At 31.6% G+C, this 19121-nt stretch carries 13 protein-coding genes; 4 read left to right on the forward strand and 9 right to left on the reverse strand.

Features of this window, described 5'->3' with window-relative positions:
* Positions 1-3 precede the first annotated feature (3 nt).
* The 4 genes from ES045_RS11510 to ES045_RS11525 all read left to right on the forward strand — a co-directional run bounded on the left by ES045_RS11510 (position 4) and on the right by ES045_RS11525 (position 2660).
* Complete coding sequence (locus ES045_RS11510; protein ID WP_147116434.1) at positions 4-1089, forward strand: mechanosensitive ion channel family protein; 1086 nt, start codon at positions 4-6, stop codon at positions 1087-1089.
* Between the two features lie 81 nt (positions 1090-1170).
* On the forward strand, positions 1171-1527 hold the full coding sequence (locus ES045_RS11515) for a hypothetical protein (RefSeq protein ID WP_147116574.1): 357 nt from the start codon (positions 1171-1173) through the stop codon (positions 1525-1527).
* Positions 1528-1529: 2 nt separating this feature from the next.
* Positions 1530-1895 carry a YchJ family protein gene (locus tag ES045_RS11520; protein WP_147116435.1) on the forward strand — a complete coding sequence of 122 codons (366 nt, stop codon included), beginning with the start codon at positions 1530-1532 and terminating at the stop codon, positions 1893-1895.
* A 114-nt stretch (positions 1896-2009) separates the two neighbouring features.
* On the forward strand, positions 2010-2660 hold the full coding sequence (locus tag ES045_RS11525; RefSeq protein WP_147116436.1) for a peptidoglycan-binding domain-containing protein: 651 nt from the start codon (positions 2010-2012) through the stop codon (positions 2658-2660).
* Positions 2661-2692: 32 nt separating this feature from the next.
* Here the strand turns inward: ES045_RS11525 and ES045_RS11530 are convergent, their stop codons facing one another.
* The 9 genes from ES045_RS11530 to ES045_RS11570 all read right to left on the reverse strand — a co-directional run bounded on the left by ES045_RS11530 (position 2693) and on the right by ES045_RS11570 (position 19117).
* Entirely contained in the window at positions 2693-3223 is a 531-nt protein-coding gene (locus ES045_RS11530; protein WP_147116437.1) for a tetratricopeptide repeat protein, read from the reverse strand.
* Positions 3224-4069: 846 nt separating this feature from the next.
* Complete coding sequence (locus ES045_RS11535) at positions 4070-5971, reverse strand: T9SS type A sorting domain-containing protein (RefSeq protein ID WP_147116438.1); 1902 nt, start codon at positions 5969-5971, stop codon at positions 4070-4072.
* Positions 5972-6424: 453 nt separating this feature from the next.
* Entirely contained in the window at positions 6425-7891 is a 1467-nt protein-coding gene (locus ES045_RS11540) for an MFS transporter (RefSeq protein WP_147116439.1), read from the reverse strand.
* A gap of 4 nt (positions 7892-7895) precedes the next feature.
* On the reverse strand, positions 7896-9392 hold the full coding sequence (locus ES045_RS11545; protein ID WP_147116440.1) for a glycoside hydrolase family 30 protein: 1497 nt from the start codon (positions 9390-9392) through the stop codon (positions 7896-7898).
* A gap of 10 nt (positions 9393-9402) precedes the next feature.
* Positions 9403-10413 (reverse strand): glycoside hydrolase family 2 TIM barrel-domain containing protein, encoded by a 1011-nt coding sequence (locus tag ES045_RS11550; RefSeq protein WP_147116441.1) that lies wholly within the window; start codon positions 10411-10413, stop codon positions 9403-9405.
* Between the two features lie 9 nt (positions 10414-10422).
* A complete protein-coding gene (locus ES045_RS11555; protein WP_189663091.1) occupies positions 10423-11709 on the reverse strand; it encodes a glycosyl hydrolase family 17 protein in 1287 nt (428 codons plus the stop codon).
* Positions 11710-11730: 21 nt separating this feature from the next.
* Entirely contained in the window at positions 11731-15180 is a 3450-nt protein-coding gene (locus tag ES045_RS11560) for a hypothetical protein (protein ID WP_147116442.1), read from the reverse strand.
* 180 nt (positions 15181-15360) lie between these two features.
* Positions 15361-17076, reverse strand: a complete 1716-nt coding sequence (locus ES045_RS11565) for a family 16 glycosylhydrolase (RefSeq protein WP_147116443.1) — start codon at positions 17074-17076, stop codon at positions 15361-15363.
* A gap of 52 nt (positions 17077-17128) precedes the next feature.
* Positions 17129-19117, reverse strand: coding sequence for a carbohydrate binding domain-containing protein (locus tag ES045_RS11570; protein WP_147116444.1), 1989 nt, complete (start codon positions 19115-19117; stop codon positions 17129-17131).
* Positions 19118-19121: the final 4 nt, after the last annotated feature.

Genomic DNA, 19121 nt, shown 5'->3' on the forward strand with positions numbered 1-19121 from the left:
TAAATGATAGATTTTTTAGAAAAATATAAACCACTTCTTATTTACGTAGCAATTGTAATTTTAGCAGTAGTTGTTTTATATTTTATTACGCGTTTTATACATCAATGGTTATTAAAAAAAGAAGAAGCCAAATTTCCTGGAGAGAAATCTACTTCTTTAAAATTATTAAAAACAGTATTAAATACACTTTGGCTAGTTCTAGGCATTATTGCTTTGAGCTTTATTTTTGTCGAAGAAGAAAGCTATGGTGAATTAAAATCTGATTTTAAACTAGCGCTTTATCTTGGTTTTTTAGCAGTAATTACAATAATTACTGCAGCCACAACCAATCTCTGGTTTAAAAGAAGTATTCGAGAAAAAATTAAGCAAAATCAAGATCCAACGAATTTAAAGTTTTTAAGATATGTAGCCGTTTTTTCAATATGTTTTATAGGAATACTTTTTAGTTTATTAGCATTTCCATCATTAGAAGGCATTGCACAAACGGCTTTAGGAGGTGCAGGTGTCATTGTAATTATTGCAGGTGTTGCCTCTCAAGAAGCACTGTCTAATTTGATTGGCGGAATTTTTATCATCTCTTTTAAACCATTTAAAATCTATGATATAATTCAAATTACAGATAGTTTAGTAGGCACTGTTACAGATATTACGTTAAGACATACAATTATTAGAAGTTTTGATAACAAAATGATTGTTATTCCTAATTCTGTAATAAACAAAGAGCGCCTAATTAATTATAATTTAGGCGAATTAAAGAATTGTAAATTCGTAGAAATGAACATCTCTTATACTAGTGACGTTAAGCTTGCAAAACAAATAATGCAAGAAGAATGCGAGAAACATCCTTTGATTTTAGACAATCGTTCGGCAATAGAAAAATTAGATGGTAAGCCTATTGTAAAAACTGCACTAACAAAAATAAACGACTCTACAATGACCATTCGTGCTTGGGCTTGGTCTAAAAGTTTTGTAGATTCTTTTGATTTACAGTGCGATGTAAACGAAACCATAAAAGCTCGTTTTGATGCTCATGCTATTGATTTGGCATACCCTACAAGAACCATAATTATAGAAAAAGATACTGAATAGTTTTCTATACTTAACAAGAACTTTCTGTTTGTACATTTTCTAAAATAATAACAACTTTAAAAATCCGTATTGGTACACAAAATAAATATTGAAGATTTAGTTGGCAAGTTTCAAATACTTGGCAGCAACCAAGATGAAACTGAAAATTCTTATAAAGGAATTTTGGATGTATCTTTAGACGAAAATAATAGAATTGTTGCAACATGGCTCATTAATAAAAGTCAGCAACAATTTGGAACCGGTTTTTTTAAAGATAATATTTTGGTAATTAATTTTAACTATCAAGGAGATGAAAACACTATTTATAAAGGTGTTGTAATTTACAGATGTATTTCTAAGGATATTTTAGACGGATTTTGGTCTGAAAAATACGGGAATCCATTATTTTTAGGTGAAGAACGTTGTTTTAGAATTAAAGAAAACGAAGTTATAAATTAAGTATGATTTGCCCTTGTAACCCAAAAGTTTTATACAAAAATTGTTGTAAAAAAGCACACATAAATATTGAAACAGTTGTTTCTGCAGAAGCATTAATGCGTTCTAGGTATAGTGCTTTTGTTTTGGCAGACACCGCATATTTACATAAAAGTCATCATAGTACTACAAGACTTTCTAAAAAAGAATATGAAGAATTAGAAACCTGGACAAAGTCTGTAAAATGGACCCAACTAGAAATACTAAATTCCACAGAAAATACTGTTTACTTTAAAGCCTCTTTTATAGCAAACGGAATCTTAGAAGTTATAGAAGAACACTCTGTCTTTTGTAAAGAACATAATTATTGGGTTTACTTAGATGCCAAATAAGAATTCTATTTTGTTTGATATTCGGTAAAAATTTCTAATTTTCAAAATCTAAATTTTTAGATACTTTTCCCTATTTTTGTTTAAAGCGCTTACTACTCATTAAAAGATCTTTCTATGAAACAGATTATAATTATATTATTATTAATTATTGCTTTCTTTATTGGCTATGGTAAATACAACCAATACAAAAGATATACTTCTTCTGAAGTGAATTATAAGGTTGATAAAAAAATTGATTTAGAATACCACAATCAAGAATTGGTCATAAAGTATTATAAAGCTATTGAAGACTTAAATAGTTTTGTAATGCTTCAATGGACTGCAAATGATATTGATGTTAGAACACCAAAAGATGATGCTACTAAAACTAAAGATGCTGTTTATAGCTATGCTGATAAATTAGCAATTGTAAAATATTTTGAAAATAAATTAAAAAAAGCTGCTCTACTGAAAGAAAAAGGACTCTCTAACGAAGAAATTAAATTTTTAGAAGACACAGGTAGTAATTTAAAAAACCATCAAAAAAAGATAGCTTTAAATAAGATTAAGAGTTTGTTTGACGCATCTAAAACCATGAGATACGGTGAAAAGAGTCCTTTAATTTTTGAAGTTCAAAAAAAATTAACCTCACAGGGTTATTACCTAGCAAATGATGGCATTTTTAAAAAAGAAACCATGACTGCAATAAAAAGCTTTGAAGAAAAAAACGAGTTATTTGCTGATGGTTATTTAGATGTTTTAACTTTAGATGCTTTGTTTAAATAAAAAGGTGTTTATATTTTCAAAACACCTTTAAACTATTCTTTACTTTTCTTTACTTTTTTTGAAGCTTTTGCTTTCTTCTTTTTCTTTGGCATTTTTCCTTTAATTCGATCTTTTTCGATATTAATGTCTGCCATGTATTCTGAATTAAACGTGAATTCTTTTGCTAATTTTATAAAAACTAACGCTTTCTTATAATCATTTAATTGCTCGTATAAATTTGCCTTTTTTAGATATAAAACGGCCTTATCAGATCCTTTTACTGTTAAGCCAAAGTCTATAAATTCTTCTGCTTCTTTATAATCTTCATTCCATAAAAGTGTATTAATGTAGGGTGTATAAACCTCAAAAGCGTGAACATTCTCTGCTAAAGCTTGTTTAAAATAGACAATTGCCTCTTCATATTTGTACAATTTTTCTGAATACACTCTGCCCATTAAAGTTAAAGCCATCGTGTTTTTATCATCACTAGACAGCGCATAATTTAATGCCTCCATAACCTCTTCTAAGTCATAAGGATAATTCTCTAATGCTTTAAAAATATAGTTATTTGTTAATGTTCCCATATTATTTTATTTATTATTTATTGTGAGAAAAACGAAATCAACTCTTAAAAAGCACTTCCCTTTTCTTCGCAATAACACATTGCTGCTTTTTTTTAAAATCTTATTTAGGCTGATTTCTCTTGCTCTTAAATGATTTCTATTTTTTGAACTTGTTTAAAATCTGTTCTTACAAAACTCAAATGGGATTTACTCTTTGAATTTATTGATAATTTTTCCAAAGATTTTTTTAATTTCCTTTCATTTGTTCTCTACTATAATTTACGACTTTTTCTTGAAATCTCTACATCGTATTTTTTGATACATATCTTTACTTTTTTCGCAACTACAAAAGTACGCCCTTCCTATCCTTTTCTGGCGGATATTTGTATTGTTTTTTGTTTCATTTTTCTTGTTACTATAAGATAACCTAATGAGATTAGAAAACACTATTAAATCTAATATCTTTCTTCTATTTTATGTTTTAAAATGCGGTTTTATTTTAGCTTTTGATGTTTTACTAACAAAATTGTACGCGTTAGGGATTGAAACGGCATCCTTTTTGTTTTTTACAAAAAGATATAGTGAAAAGCCCGTTAAAACGCCCAAAAAATAATTTAGCCTTTTCTATCTGCGGAAATTGCAGGTCAAATCATAAAAAGAAGTCAACACTCTTTCTGTATTATTGTTAATGAAACAATTGACAAATGTATTTCGGTTTTTATACCAACATTATGAGTTTAGATAACTTTTAAAATTGTTGATAGGTTGCTATAAAAGACAAGGTGTCTTGGTATTAATAAAAAGCATAAAAAAAACGCCCAAGACATATCTTGAGCGTTTATAAATTAATATCCCCCGATATTGTTTTTATTGTTTGATAAATTTTGCGGTTCCTACGGCGTCTTCAACGGTGTATTTAATTAAATAAATACCAGCACTTAAATTAGAAACATTTATAATTTTAGATGTATCATCTACAGAAATTGTTTGTACAAGTTTTCCTAAAATGTTATAAATACTTGCTTTCTCTATTCTTTTATCCGAAGATATATTTAAGAAATTTGTTGACGGATTTGGATACAAACTTACACTTGCTAAAGTATTATTATCAACACCTGCAGTTGCTGCTGTGTATAAATAGATGTTATCTACAAAAGCAGTTCCTTGGGTACCACCTGTTGCTGAACCCAATAATAATTGAATCTGACCTAAGTTTGCTTTTCCTGTTAATCCTGTAAAATCTGCTATTGCAAAATCATGACTTACCCAAGCGCCTGCTGTTTGAGAAGTTGAGCTTTGAACTTCCATTTCAGAATCATCTGCATTAGGATATTCATCCATATTATCTGCTCCAAAATCTTGAAATTTAATTCCGAAAGCATTTGCTTCTGGCGTCCAAACATCAATATGAAGGTGCGTGTAATTAGCTAAATCTACGGTAGAAGAAAGTGTGATTGCTTGAAAATTTAAAGCTGAATATTTCTTCATATTGTCAGATTCTACTGTAAAATCTGCAACAGTACCTTCTCCCCAAGCTTGTGTATAAGAACTTGGTGCATTATTTGTATAAGTATCACTAAATAAAGAATACACATTTGCTACTGCAACTGTTGGTGTTGTTGCAGATGCTGCTGGCGCTGTTAAAACCACTGCATCATTATGAAAATAAATATTGTCGATATAAATTGTTCCCCCTGGATTTTTAGATAAAATATACTGCGCTAAATTTGTTTTTGCTGTTAAACCAGCGAAGTTTGTCAATGGAATATCATAACTAATCCATTGACCAGTTTCTGTTGAAGCGTACACAATTTCGTGTTCTGAATCATCTCCTCCTTGATATCCTTTATCTGCACCGAAATCTACAACCTTTACTTTAAAGTTATTCGCGTCTGGTGTCCAGATATCCATATGTAAAGTAGTCATTGCAGATGCATCGATTAAATTTGCTCCTAAAGTTTCTATCCCTACATAATCTAAATTAGAATATTTTTTTGTTGCATTTCCTTCAATCATTACATCTTCTAAGGTTGCACCATTACTAAAAGAAATAAAATTATTTACAGCTACATCTGTATAAGCATCACTATATAAAGAAATTACATTACCAGCCGCTTGTACTGGTGTTGGTGCTGCAACAACAGGACTCGTTGGTGCCGTAACTGGTGCTGTTAACATTTCTGCGTTAAACTTAATGTTGTCTATAAAGATGGTACTGTTTGCTGCTCTATCTGCTTGACCTTGCGTCCAATCTACAAAAACTACCATTTGATTTATATTCGTTAAATCTCCATTAGGATTTATACCAGAAAGATCCCAAGTTAAGGTTTGCCATTCATCTACAACTGTGTTCCCAACATTTTGATCTGTTATCTGAAATGAAGTTCCACTGGTATTTGTTCCCATTTTAATACCAACGGTACCAACATAGTTTTTATTTACATCGATACTTAAGGTTAGGTTGCTTGCTACACTCATGTCTAATTTCCACGTACCAAATTTAGAATCTTGCCATTTATTGTTTACACCTGCATAAAAAGCATTTCCAGGCCCTACAACTACTTTTAAAACTTTAGAAGCCGTATTATTTACACCGTCTAGATCTGGGTTGTCTACAACCTCAGCAGCAGCGGGTTCATTATCGAAAGTATACCAATTAGAAGCTGTTCCGGAAGGAGTTCCATCTTCAAAATCTAAAAGATATTCTTGTTGTTGCGCATATCCTAAAGAAGTAACCAAAAGGATAATTAGTAAAGTAATTTTTTTCATGTGTTAAATATTTAAATGTTAATTACTCAATATTAAAACTATACTTTGCTATTTCATTAAAAAAGACCACAACAAAAAACATACATCATAATAAAATAACTAAAAATTTAAATAATTCATAGAATAACTCCATAAACACAAGAAACACTAACCCTAAAAAATATGGACTAAAATCTGTATTAGCCTAAATAAATAAGTTTTGTATGGGTAATGTTTGGTTGGTTTTAACATAATATTTTTAGCCAAAAATATGTAGCGATAGCCAACTATAAAAGATACTGAAAAAGAGCCTTTTACAAAAAATAACGATCATTATGAAGTGTTTTTATTGCAATATAAAAGAGCAACTACAGAAGTAATCGCTCTTTTATTAATTTTAATTGTGCTGTAAATACCTAAACTATTACTAACCTCTATACAGGTTTAGCATTTGAAATAGCTTCACACTATATATTATCTATGAGTATTCTTTTCTCCCTTTATCTCATCTGTGGTTCCTGTGGCTCTTTTGTCTAATTCTAGTATAATTTCTCTTGCTTTTTCTTCCGTTAGATCGTAATCGCGCATCACATATATTGCTATTAATGTTCCTAGTATTGGAAATACAGAAAAGAAAATGCGCAATCCTGTAATTGCACCATCTGGTTGGGTTGCTAATTCTGGATCAAAACCCACAAAAAGCATAATTAACGCGCTTAATCCTCCTGCAATTGCAAAACCAAATTTTACCATCCACCAATAAATAGCTCCGAAAATACCTTCTCTACGTTGCCCAAAATTAAGTTCATCTAAATCACAAATATCTGCTGTCATCGACATCATTAAGGTAAATAAAGCACCAATACCAAATGAAAAGAATGGTAACGCTAATAAGATCATAAATGGTTTTCCTGGAATAAATAAAAACCATAACAAAACATAACCAATGATAGAGATACTTTGAGATACTATAAAAGCCTGCTTTTTGCCCATTTTTTTAGACATTCTTGTCACAATAGGAATGACCAAAAAAGTAGTTACCAAAGCCCCAACACAACCAAAAAGCGTTGGCCATATCCATGAACCATCTGGCCCAGTTACCCCATTAAATAAATAGTAAACAATAATAAAAAATGAAAAACCGGCAACAGTATTGAAAGCATTGTATATAAAAAAAGTGGAGATACATAGCTTTTTAAATGGTTTAATCTTGAATGCCTCTTTAAATCCTTTTAATATTTCTTTTAAACTTCCGCCAATATTTTTAAACGTTAATGGAGAGTATTCTTCTTTTAAAGTTGATTTACTTTTAATAAATATAGCAGGAACCATTGCACAAAGCATAAAAACCAAACCTACCCAAATGGCTAATGTTCTTGTTGCTGCTTCTACTGTTGGAAACCAAGTTTGATCATACATAATTACCCAAAACCATGGCGCAATTACCCAAGCCCACTGCCCTATCCATTGTGCTACAGCCATTATATTTGTGCGCTCATGGAAATCATCACTCATCTCATATCCCATAGCAACATAAGGAACACTAAAAATTGTTAATCCCAAATAGAAGACCAACGACCAAAGAAAAAAGTAGGTAAAATTATATACCAAACCATCATCTTTATACAATTGCCACATAAGAATATAAGAAATACCCATTATTATTGCGCCAATAAATACATAATGTCTTCGTCTTCCCCATTTAGACTTGGTATTGTCTGAAATAAACCCCATAATAGGATCTGTAAAAGCATCTAGAATTCTAGGTAAGAAAAATAAAATAGCATACATCCAAGTAGGAAAACCCAAGTTTTGAATTAATACCACCATAAAAATACCCAAAGCTGCAGGAAACATTTGGTTTGCTAACATACCAATTCCGAAAGCTATTTTTTGTCCAAATGGAACTTTTCCCTTTTTTAACACCCTTTTTTGTGACATATTTTTATCTTATTTTTGATGGAATAATTATGGTTTGAATAGCTTGTGCATTTATTTTTACTTTTGTTGATGTTTCATTTAAGGAAAGTATAAAACTTTTTGGTGACTTACCTTCATTAAAAATAACAACAGCAATAGATTCATCAGTATTTTTTGCAGCAGTAACCATTAATTCTTTATCAGAATGAGCAACAGAAATTATCTTTGCTTCTGGTCTAATGTATTTGCTAAAATGTGAGAGGGTATAATAAATTGGTGTAAAATAAACCTCATCTTTTTCTGGATCTACTATTACTGGCGCAACACACCAATTTTTAAACCAATTTGGGCCACCTTGTGTGTCTAAAACCATGTTCCAGTCTATCCAACCATCAACATAATTATTTAAACAGCCAATAATGTCTCTCGCATATCTAGTTACGGGCGCATATTTTGGGTGCAAATATTTGTCCTTTTCTGACGCCCAATCCCAACCCCAATCTGTTGCTTCTTTAGACCAATACCAAGCATCATCTTGCCATTTTGGTATTTCTGAATCTACACAAGCCTCTGACTGAATTAAGTATTTGTCTGGTGCTTTTTTATGAGCATATTGTAATTCATTCGGAAAATAATCATACGTACTTGCGTACCAATGAATTGCAGTTCCATCAAAATATTTTGAAGTTTCTTTGTTTTTAAATTGAGCATCTACCCACTCATTTAAATGTTCTCTATTTTGATCATATCCTAAAATCTTAACATTATGCTTATCTGCCTCCAATTTCGGGCCTAAATAATTTTGAACAAAATTTGTCATTTCATCAGGAGAAAAATGCATACTTTCCCAGTTATTTCCATTTCCTAAAGGTTCATTTTCAACAGTAAAACCCCAAATATCTATTCCCTCTTCTTTATAAGCAGTAACGTATTTAGAGAAAAACAAAGCCCAAGTATCGTAATATTTCGGAAGTAATTTACCGCCAACCCAATTGTTATTGTTCTTCATCCAGGGTGGAGCCGTCCAAGGAGACGATAAAATCTTAAAACCGTCTTTTGATACTTTCATAGCATCTTTAATCATCGGAATGATATCGTCTTTATCTTCTTCAATAGAAAAATGATTTAATACGATATCACCTTTTATGGGCGCGTATGAATACTGACTCAGTGAAAAATCACATGAATTCATATGCGTTCTTGTTAAAGAATATCTTGCCCCAGTTTCCCCGAAATAAGCTTCTAAAATAAGATCTCTATTCTTCTTACTTAGATTCTTTAAAAGAAATGCTGATGATTCTGTAAACGAACCTCCAAAACCTGTAATTGTTTGAAATTGTACGTCTGGATTTAGTACAATAGTTGATACATTTTCTCCTATTTCAAAAGCTGTAACTTGTGTTAGTTTATGTCCACTTGCAGAAGTTTCATAAACCACTACAGATAATTTTTCTTTATTATTTACACAACTCATCATTAATAAAACTAAAATAAAACACAAGCTTTGTTTGTATCTTCTCATGCGCTTTCTTTTAATTATTTTGTTCTTTTAAATACAGTTCTTTTACAACACCAAATGCTTCTTTCTTTTTTCTATCAATTGTTACGATGCCCCAAAACTCTTCGTTCGGAGCACCGTCATAAGGAACACCAGAACTATTGGGCGCCCAACCACCAATATCTTGTATTGTATTGTCTCCTGCTTTCCACCAACCATCTGTAAAAGAGAATAACGCCACACCACTAGAAATTTCTTTGTTAGAAAAAACACTTTTTACTATTTTTGAAGTTGCAACTGCTTGTGCTTTTTCATTTTTTCCTTTTTCGAAACCCGCTTTTGTAATTGTCATATAACTATCTCCGCCCGCTTCAGATAAATACATCGGTTTATTACTGATTGTTTTCCATTGAGAGAAAATTTCTTCGGGATTGTCCCATCGGTACACATTCATTCCCCATACATCTATATTCGAAGACATTTTAAGTGCTAACGCATCTGGTAATTCTCCATGAGCTGTTGTTGTGGGATGATTTTTATCCGTATTATGAATCATTTTTGCTGCGGAATTCATTGCAGCATACCAGTTCTTTATATCATTTTCAAACCATTCTGGATGATAATTATATTCGTTCCCCAACTCCCACATTAAAATGGCATTGTGATTCTTAAACTGATTTACATAATCGATAAAAGTACCGGATAAAATGTCATTTTTTCCACCTTGATTGTACCCAAAACCAATAATTACTTTCATTGAAGCTTTATCCATTGCATCTAAAACCTTTACGTCTTCAATAGGTTCATAAACTCTAATCGTATTAATTCCTGCTTCTTTCATCAAAGCTAAATCTTCTTTCAAATTGCTAAAATCTCTTGAATCACTTCCTTTAGGAACTGGGTGATAACAGATTCCTTTTATTAAATACGGATTTTTATTTATCAATATTTTTCTATCAGAAATAGATACAACATCACTCTTTAATTCTTTAATACAAGAAGTAAAAACAAAGGCAAGTAGTAAAAAAACAATGCAATTTTTCATTTTTTAGAATTATTTTTTATTTGGAGGAGACATTACCTCTTTTAGCAATATATCTATCTCTCCATTGTATGTTTTTGTAATTTTTTCACCGTCTCTAGTTAATCCATTAAAAATTCCTTTATCAACCAAACTCCAAAGTGGGTATTTAGCCTCCCCTTTCAAATTAATCAAACCAAAATGATTTTCTGAACCCAATTCATTTTCTGCATCCTTCCATTGTTCATCAAAAACTTCAAAATAAAAACAAGAAATATTTTCTTCATTTGTCCACGCTCTCATCAACTTATAATAAATAGCTTCTTTATATTCATCTGTGGCTTTAGAACCAGATGCACCATAATGTTTGTTAGATATTGATGCCCAACCAGTTTCGCCAACATGAATAGGTTTGTTGGCCCCCACACTTTTCATATATACTTTTACACTGTTGTATTGAGAAACAGCATATTCTTTAGCTCTTAACATTGTAGCAGCTATTTTAGCTACCTTAGAAAATTCTTTTTCAGTTTCTAAGTTCCCCCAAAAAACAGGGTTGTAATGTGTGTCATGCATTGGGTAAGTATGCATCGAAATAAAATCTACCGCATGAATTAATTTAGTTAATTCTTCTACATGATATTCTTCACTTCCACCACCCCAAGAAGCAAAATTATCTGAACTCGTAATCCATAAATTTTTTGGTAATTCTCCAGATTTTTTTAATTCTTGTAAATAATTCACCCATTTTAAAATAATATCTGGAGTTACATAATAACTTGTAGCCCATTTCACCATGGCTTCATTACCAACAGCAATCACTTTTACAATACTTGGGTATTTTTTTGCCAAAGAAATGGTTGTAGCTATTTCAATAGAATTTCTTTCACTTTCTTTTGTGTGAATAGGCTTTCCTGTTTCAGAATTAAAAGCATTTTTGCAATCTATCCAAGCACCTAACATTACGTACATTTCAAAATTCGCATCCTCTTTTTTAAGTTGATAAATGGCTTCTAATAAATTTGAAGCTTGTGCTAAATGAACATTATAGGTTCTTAAAATCTTAATATTCATTGCAGACATTATTCTTAAATCTTCTTTTAATTGTTGAATAGTAGGTTGAATATCCCTTGTCTTCTCTCTATAACCACCATAAGAAATGGCTAGATAATCTTTATTTCCTAAAATTTCTGAAGCAGAACGATTTCTATTCTCTTGTACTTCTTTTTTAGCCTGATCTTTGCAAGAAACCATAAAAAACAACAGCAATACACATAGATATTCTATGATGTGAAGCTGTTTACTTTTTATGGTTTTCATAATTAATTTATTTTAAATATTTTAAATTGATACTTTAATATGATTCACTTTATTCGACCTTTTAAAGAACTCATTACTTGTTGGTATATCTAACGCTAGTGTTTCAAAAATTGTAGAAGTTGCATCATTAAAAAACACTTCTACTTTGTTTGTAGCCCTTTTAGAATACACAATTGGCACTTGGCAATAGGTAAAACTTAGCTCGTCTTTTTTAATTGGAAGTATTTTTGGTTCTCCTAAAACATCTACATAATGAAAGGTTTTTGCTTCTTTTAGAAACTCTGTTTGCTTTAATAAACGCGGGTTAAATACAATCTTTCCTTCACTTACAAAAACACCTAATTCTCCAAACCTGCTTAAAATATCTTCTTTTACTTGCCCTGTCATTCCTGGTTGTTGCGCACCTTTTCCTGCCGGCGTATGAGAATATGCATCTGTTGGAAAAGCACCGTATAATCTTGGCGATTTATGTACACCAATTCCTGCGTGTATTTCATAATAATGATCTAAAAGTCTGCCAATAACCGCTTCACTTTCTCCTTTTTTCACAGCCAACAAACAGTTTTCTTGAACCGACACCAATAACTTAGAAACCATGTGCCAATAAATAGAACCTAAACCTTCATAGCCAAAGAAAGTTCCCGAACGACCTGTAAACGATTTATGATCGAAAATTTCTTCAAAAATTGCTAAAACGGCTGTCTCATCACTCTTAATTAATGCTCCGTATTTTTCTTTAGAAAGGTTTTTTAACGCTGCTTTTAAACTAGCTGCATTGTTAAAATTTCCGTTGAAGTGATAATTTCCTAAAACATCTTGCTCTATAACTTCTCTATTTCCTTCTTGTATTAAAGTTGCTAATAATATTGAATTTTCAACTTTATCTTTAGCAATATTATTCTTCTTTGTAAATCTTGGTAATTCTTTATTCGGATATAAAATATAACTGTATTGGTCTGCTCTAAAAAGTGCGCTATTCTTTAAACCATCTAGTAAAGCCAAAGCCTCTTTTGGCTCTAAATAACCAGCACTTAGCACAGCAACCTGCCCTTCTAACATTTCTGATAAGTAAGACACAGAAACCTCATTTGTACCGTTAATCGTCATTAAATTATACGCATGATACATGTTATCTGAGCGTTTGTTTGCTTTAATAGCATGTTCTAAATATGCTTTTGTAGTTGCTAAAAAATGTAACAAGGCTGTTTTTGAGATTGTTTTTTTATGAGTTGAAAATCCGTTTTTATAAATTTCGGCTCTATAAATACTTGCTGGAATTCCTAAACCGTCTAAAACCACTTTTCGTTCTTTATCTGTAAAACTTCTAGATAAAATATGCTTGTTATTCTCTAATGTTGAAACAACTTCATTAAAAAACTCTTTTAATTCTGATGAGATTTCAATTTCTGAAATGGTCGCATCTTCAACTAAATTCTCATAAAATTTAATAAATCTTCTTAAATAATATAAGGTGACCATAGAAACACCATTGCCAACTAACGCGTTGTTTGCATCATTCCATTCTGGTCTTTGTGTGTTTAGCCAAATACCGGCTTCAGGTATAAAGTTTGCTACTTTTGCCAACACGGTAACTAATAATTTTTCTATTAAATTTACTTTATAAATTCCGTTATTTTTTGCTTCCATTAAAGCTCCATCAGCTCCTAAAACTGCTCTTTTACCATCAATTTCAGCATTTAATTTGTAATCAAAATCTATGGTATCTTTCGGGTTTTTAAGAATATCTTGATACGATTTTATCTTATAAGGAACATTCGCATAGACAAAAATGTCTTCTGTAAATAATTTTGCTAATTTATTCGGATAATGCTTTTCTGCAAATTCTAAAAACTTCAACAAATAAATAATTTGATGATCTCCCCAATACCCAATATAAGACCATGGATCATTTTCTTCTATAACCTCCCAATCGAAACCATCTTTTGTAACTCTATAAGGATTGTAACCTTCAAAAGTTGTTGCGTTTAAGAATTTATGAATCATGTTTTCTATAAATTCTGGATATGAATGAGCCAAAGCTTCCCAATTCTGGAAAATATCTCGCCAATTTCCTTCGTAATCTAGCACTTTAGAACCATCTATTTCATTTTTAGTGTTGATTGAAAACTTGTTCCAAGGTCTACTCGGATCACCATGTCTTCTACTAAATTTTAATGGTAAGTATTCTAAACACAATCTTTTAAAATCTTTATCTCTGCTAGAATATGCTAATTTCTTAATATCATTTAAATTAAAAACAGTAGCTAAATCTTTTAAAATTGCTGTATTAGATTCATATACTGCTGAATTCGCTTTCGATAAATATTTTGTGAAATCTTCTTTTTCAATCGTGTAATTATCATCAAAAACACCGCCCCTCATTATATTAAAAAGTGTGTTTGAAAAATGTCTTGTATTTACTAAATTATCTTCTGTAAGTTGTATACCATCTGCAGAAGCTGTTAATTTTATTAAGTTTTTTGTTCCTAAATCAATATCGTTATTTAATAATTCTTCAATATTTTTGTTTGAAGTAATCAGATCGGATACTTCTGTTATTTGCGTAATAGACTGATTTACGTTTGCTATTTGTCTCCAGTATTTTTCTGAATTAGCCGCTAACGTAAAGTTAAAACTTGTTAAGTACGCTCCTTTTTCTGCTTTTACATCTACTTCTTCTTCTAAAGAAATACCTCTTCTAAAATTATTTATTTGCAGCGACGATAGTAAATAAGTAGCATTTTCAATCCCTAAACACCATACAATATTTGCTTTTAGAGCTTCACTAGGTGTTGCTTTATCCACAATAATAGCACTTAATGCATAAATACCTAAACCTGCATCTTTTTCTAATTCACATTTTTTATAAGCATCTGCTAAATTACTAATATTTGCCTGTAATTCAGACCCTATACCATAAGGTATAATATCTTCAAAACCATCTAAAGCTTCTATAGAAAGTACTTCTGATGAATTGTTTAAGAGCGTTGCTTTTCTAACAAAACCAAATTTATCACTAGAATTCCATTCATATTTAAAAGTAACTTCTAAATCATTATTTATTTCTTCAAATACAATCTTATTTCCATAAATATTTTTATAGATATTTCTTGTAATGCTATAAATACCTGCTTGTCTATCTGAAAAAGGTTCCCATAATTTTATTTCATTATTCTTCTGAATTCTAAAAATGGATTTACAACCGGTAGTTTCTGCCAAAGCAGTAATTTTATCGTCTGTATAGTAAGGAAATAAGGCATATTGCGCATTTATTCTTCCAGCAGTTAAACCTCCGTTACTAGAAACAAACATCCAATGGTTTGAATCTGAGACAATGGTCATAAAAAACGGACGCATCGTATGCGTGTTAGATATCTTATAAAAAGATTCATTGTCTATTTTTACGAATTCGCCATTATTAGCAACTTGAGATTTATCTAGGATGTTTTTTTCTGAGGAAACAGTATTCATTTAATTTGAAATTTAACGGGTGATATTCTTTTTCAAGAGAGAATTTGCTTCAAAAAAAAGCAAAAAATAATTCAGCAACTTTTAAAAAAGTTGAATTTATATTTAAATATATTTTAGATTGGGAGGTATTAAAAAGGTCGAATATTTAATTTACTCGACCTTTTCATAAAATATTATCGACTATTGAAAAACTTTTATATAATCAATTTCCATCATATCTTCTGTAAATGCAGGGTCAACTGTACCACCTAAAGTACCCCCCATAGCTACATTTAAGATAAAAAAGAAATCTGCGTTAAAAGGTAAGGTAGCATCATTTGGTAAAGTATGATATACTTCATTATCAATCGCAAATTTAATTTCTGCTGCAGACCATTCTACCGAATAATTATGAAATTCTGTTGTAGAAGTTGTTAATTCTTTAGATTGAGATGGACCGCCGCCACCAAAGTTACCCGGATAATGAAGTGTACTAAATACGGTATTCTTGTCATCTCCTCTTTGCTCTAAAATATCAATTTCACCAGAAGCTGGCCAACTAACTTGGCTAAAATTTGCTCCTAACATCCATAATGCAGGCCAAGTACCTTGGGATGCTGGTAATTTTGCTCTTATCTCAAACCTACCATAAGTAAACTCTCTTAATCCTTCAGATTTTAATCTGGCTGATGTATAACTAGAACCATTTGCTTTGGCTTTAATTTTTAAGCTTCCCCCTTCTACAATTACATTTTCTGCATTATTTGTATAGGTTTGAAGTTCTCCATTCCCCCAACCACCTGCACCTAAATCATAGGTCCAGTTTGCTGCATTTGGTGCACCATCTGTGTTAAAATTATCTTCCCAAACTAAATTTGTAAAAGCAGTATTTAAAGCATTGTCTGCTGGTTTTACTGATGTAAATTTCAAATACCAAACTAAATTAGGGTCTGCAGCGTCTAACGTTCTAACATGCATTTCTGTTTCTGAAATCTCTAAAATTTCGTAAGTTGTTGAACTTACATAATATCCCATAAACCCATTATTTGTAAAGTTTAAAACAGTTCCTCTAGGAGTAAAAGCTGGATCTTGTACCTGTGACCAATCTTCTGAAGTAGGAGAAAGAGACACGGTACTTTGTGCTGATGCATCAAAATCGAAGCATTCATCTCCGTTTGCACCAGAACCACCTACTACGGTTTGATGTGCTGCGTTTCCGTTAAAAAATGTTTGCCCTTTATTATCTAGTACATAGGTTAAGCTTCCGTCTGCATTTTTTGTAAAAGTCAATTCATCATCAGTAAAACAATCATTTGCCGTACCTGCTGGTGCTGCAAAAAATGCTGGAAAATAATATTGTGTAGGACTTCCATTAATTTGAATATCAAAAGCTAAAGATGGCCCCACACCTAACGCTCCAGTTTGATTTTTAGCTATATACCACGTTTTAGAAACGGGTGCAGCAACGCCTATGATATCATTTCCGTCACTGTCTTGTGTAATCGGCGCACTTGATAAAAATGATTCTGCTTCTACATCTGAAAAAGAGCTAAAAACTTCCACCTCTAAAGTTTTACTCGAAGAAACACCTCCATTACCATTGGCTTTTATAGTTATCTGGTATCTATTTACACCAACTTTAGTAAACCTTTTTGTAGTCATACCAGAAGGAGCAGTCTCTGGAATATCATTAAAATAATATACATAAGAACTTGAATTGTCTGCTGTTGTTGTAAAGTTTACAAAACCAGAACCGTCTCCGAATGGATTGTTTTCATCTGCTCCAACAATTTCTACACTTACATTAATATTTGAGGGTGCTACAATCTGGCCGAATTCGTACTCATTTTCTTGACAACCGAAAAAGGTAATTACCAATGAAAAGAATAGTGTATAAATATTTTTGAGTTTTTTCATTTTACTTTATTTTTTGAAAATTATTTTTTTTTATCTAGAAAATGTTTTGAATTTAATTACTAGATAATGAAACATCATCTATATTCACAACTCCTGTTTCTGCACCTAAATCAAAAAGAACTCTGGCGTCTGTTGCTCCAAAATTATCTGAAGATAATGAGATCGTATATGTTGTTCTTGTTGCCGTAATATTTACAGGTTTCGAATCGCTAGAAAAATCACCTCCGCTTAAACCTATTCCTGCAATGATAGATCTTTCACCCTCTGACCACGCATCAAAAGTTAACGTGTATGAGCTTCCTTGAATGATTTCTAATTTTTGACTAAGATTTACATCATACGAATTACCAGCGGCAGTAACATCTACAGAATAATAAGTATTATCTCCATTAGTTACAACTGGCGCAGGTGCATTATCATCTACACCTATAAGCCACGAATCGTTACCGTTTTCGAAATTACCATTAGTTACAATATTTCCTGTGCCTATTATTAACGATACATTATCGATATTTACCAAACCTGTTTCTGCTCCTAAATCAAAAAGAACTCTAGCATCTGCTGCTCCAAAATTAGTAGAAGATAGTATAAGGGAATATGTTGTTCTTGTTGCGGTAATATTTACAGGCTTTGAGTCGTTAGAAAAGTCGCCTCCACTTAAACCAATTCCTGCAATTATTGATCTATTTGCATCTGACCAAGCATCAAAAGTTAACGTGTATGTTTTTCCTTGAAGAATCTCTAATTTCTGACTTACATTCACATCATACGAATTACCAGCAGCAGTAACATCTGCAGAATAATACGTATTCCCTCCGTTTGTTACAACTGACACAGGAGCGTTATTATCCACTCCAACAATCCAAGAATCACTTCCATTTTCAAAATCGCCATTTATTAATAAACCATCGTCAAATGATGAAACTGTACTTGCCTTATAAAAATAAAAATTAGCGATATATACAATACCTGCAAGTCCATCAGAATCTATTAAAATCTGTGTTATTTTATTTTTATTTGCAAGATTCCCTCCATCAAAAACCGCCATATCAATCTCTATACTTTGCCAAGAACCGCCAGCAGTTGTACCTAATGAAGCAACAGCTTCTCCTGAATCTACTGTGTTTACAATTTTAATAGACAATTCATTGGTAGTTTCTGTTGGTACCCAATAATCGATATGTAATTTCTCCATAGAAGAAATATCGATACCGTTATCATAATTAGTAACCATTCCTAAGAAGTCTAAATTTGATAATTTCCATACATTATTGTTTTCAATCGTAGTCGCATCAAAACCAGTTAAAGACCAACTTGTAGGCAATTCATTTAAAGTAACATTTGTGTAAGCATCACTAAAAATAGAAATTACATCTGCAGCGTCTCTTTTAGGAGGCGTTGGTGCAGCTTTTAAAGGTGCTAATATTTCAGTAACTTCAAAATTAACCGTGTATTCTGCAGTTGCTATAGCGCCACCTTTTGCAACTACTTTTATATCATAAGTGCCTGCTTCTTTGTATTGATATTTTAAAACTTCACCAATATTTACTGTTGCTACAGGTTGCGATACATCTGCCTCACCAGAATAAAAATCGTACATAGCAGCAAAATCTGCTGTTGCTTTTATATTTAATTGCTTAGATACCGAAGCATCATTAGCTACAGTAACCATTAAGTTTTGTGGTGCCTGAAAAGAAACAACTAAAGGTTGAATAAATTCAGCTGTTTTACCTACTGAATTGTATGCAACAACTTTTACATCATAATTCCCTTCTGCATACGTATGCACTGTCTTTTTTCCTTGCTCTAATTTTACGGATGTTGCTGTTGCATCCCCATAATAAACATCAAAAGAAGTTGCGCCCTCTGCGGTTGGTGTAATCGTTACAACCCCAGTATTATCTTGCGAAATGTTATAGGTCGCTGCAATATTTGTTGGTACAGGAATGTTGTCTAAAAAATCTAGATTTTCACTTTCTGTACAAGCACTCACAAAAATTAATAGGATGATTGCTTTGTAAATCGTTTTTAAATATTTCATATCT

Source organism: Polaribacter sp. IC073, assembly GCF_007997075.1.
Lineage (GTDB): Bacteria > Bacteroidota > Bacteroidia > Flavobacteriales > Flavobacteriaceae > Polaribacter.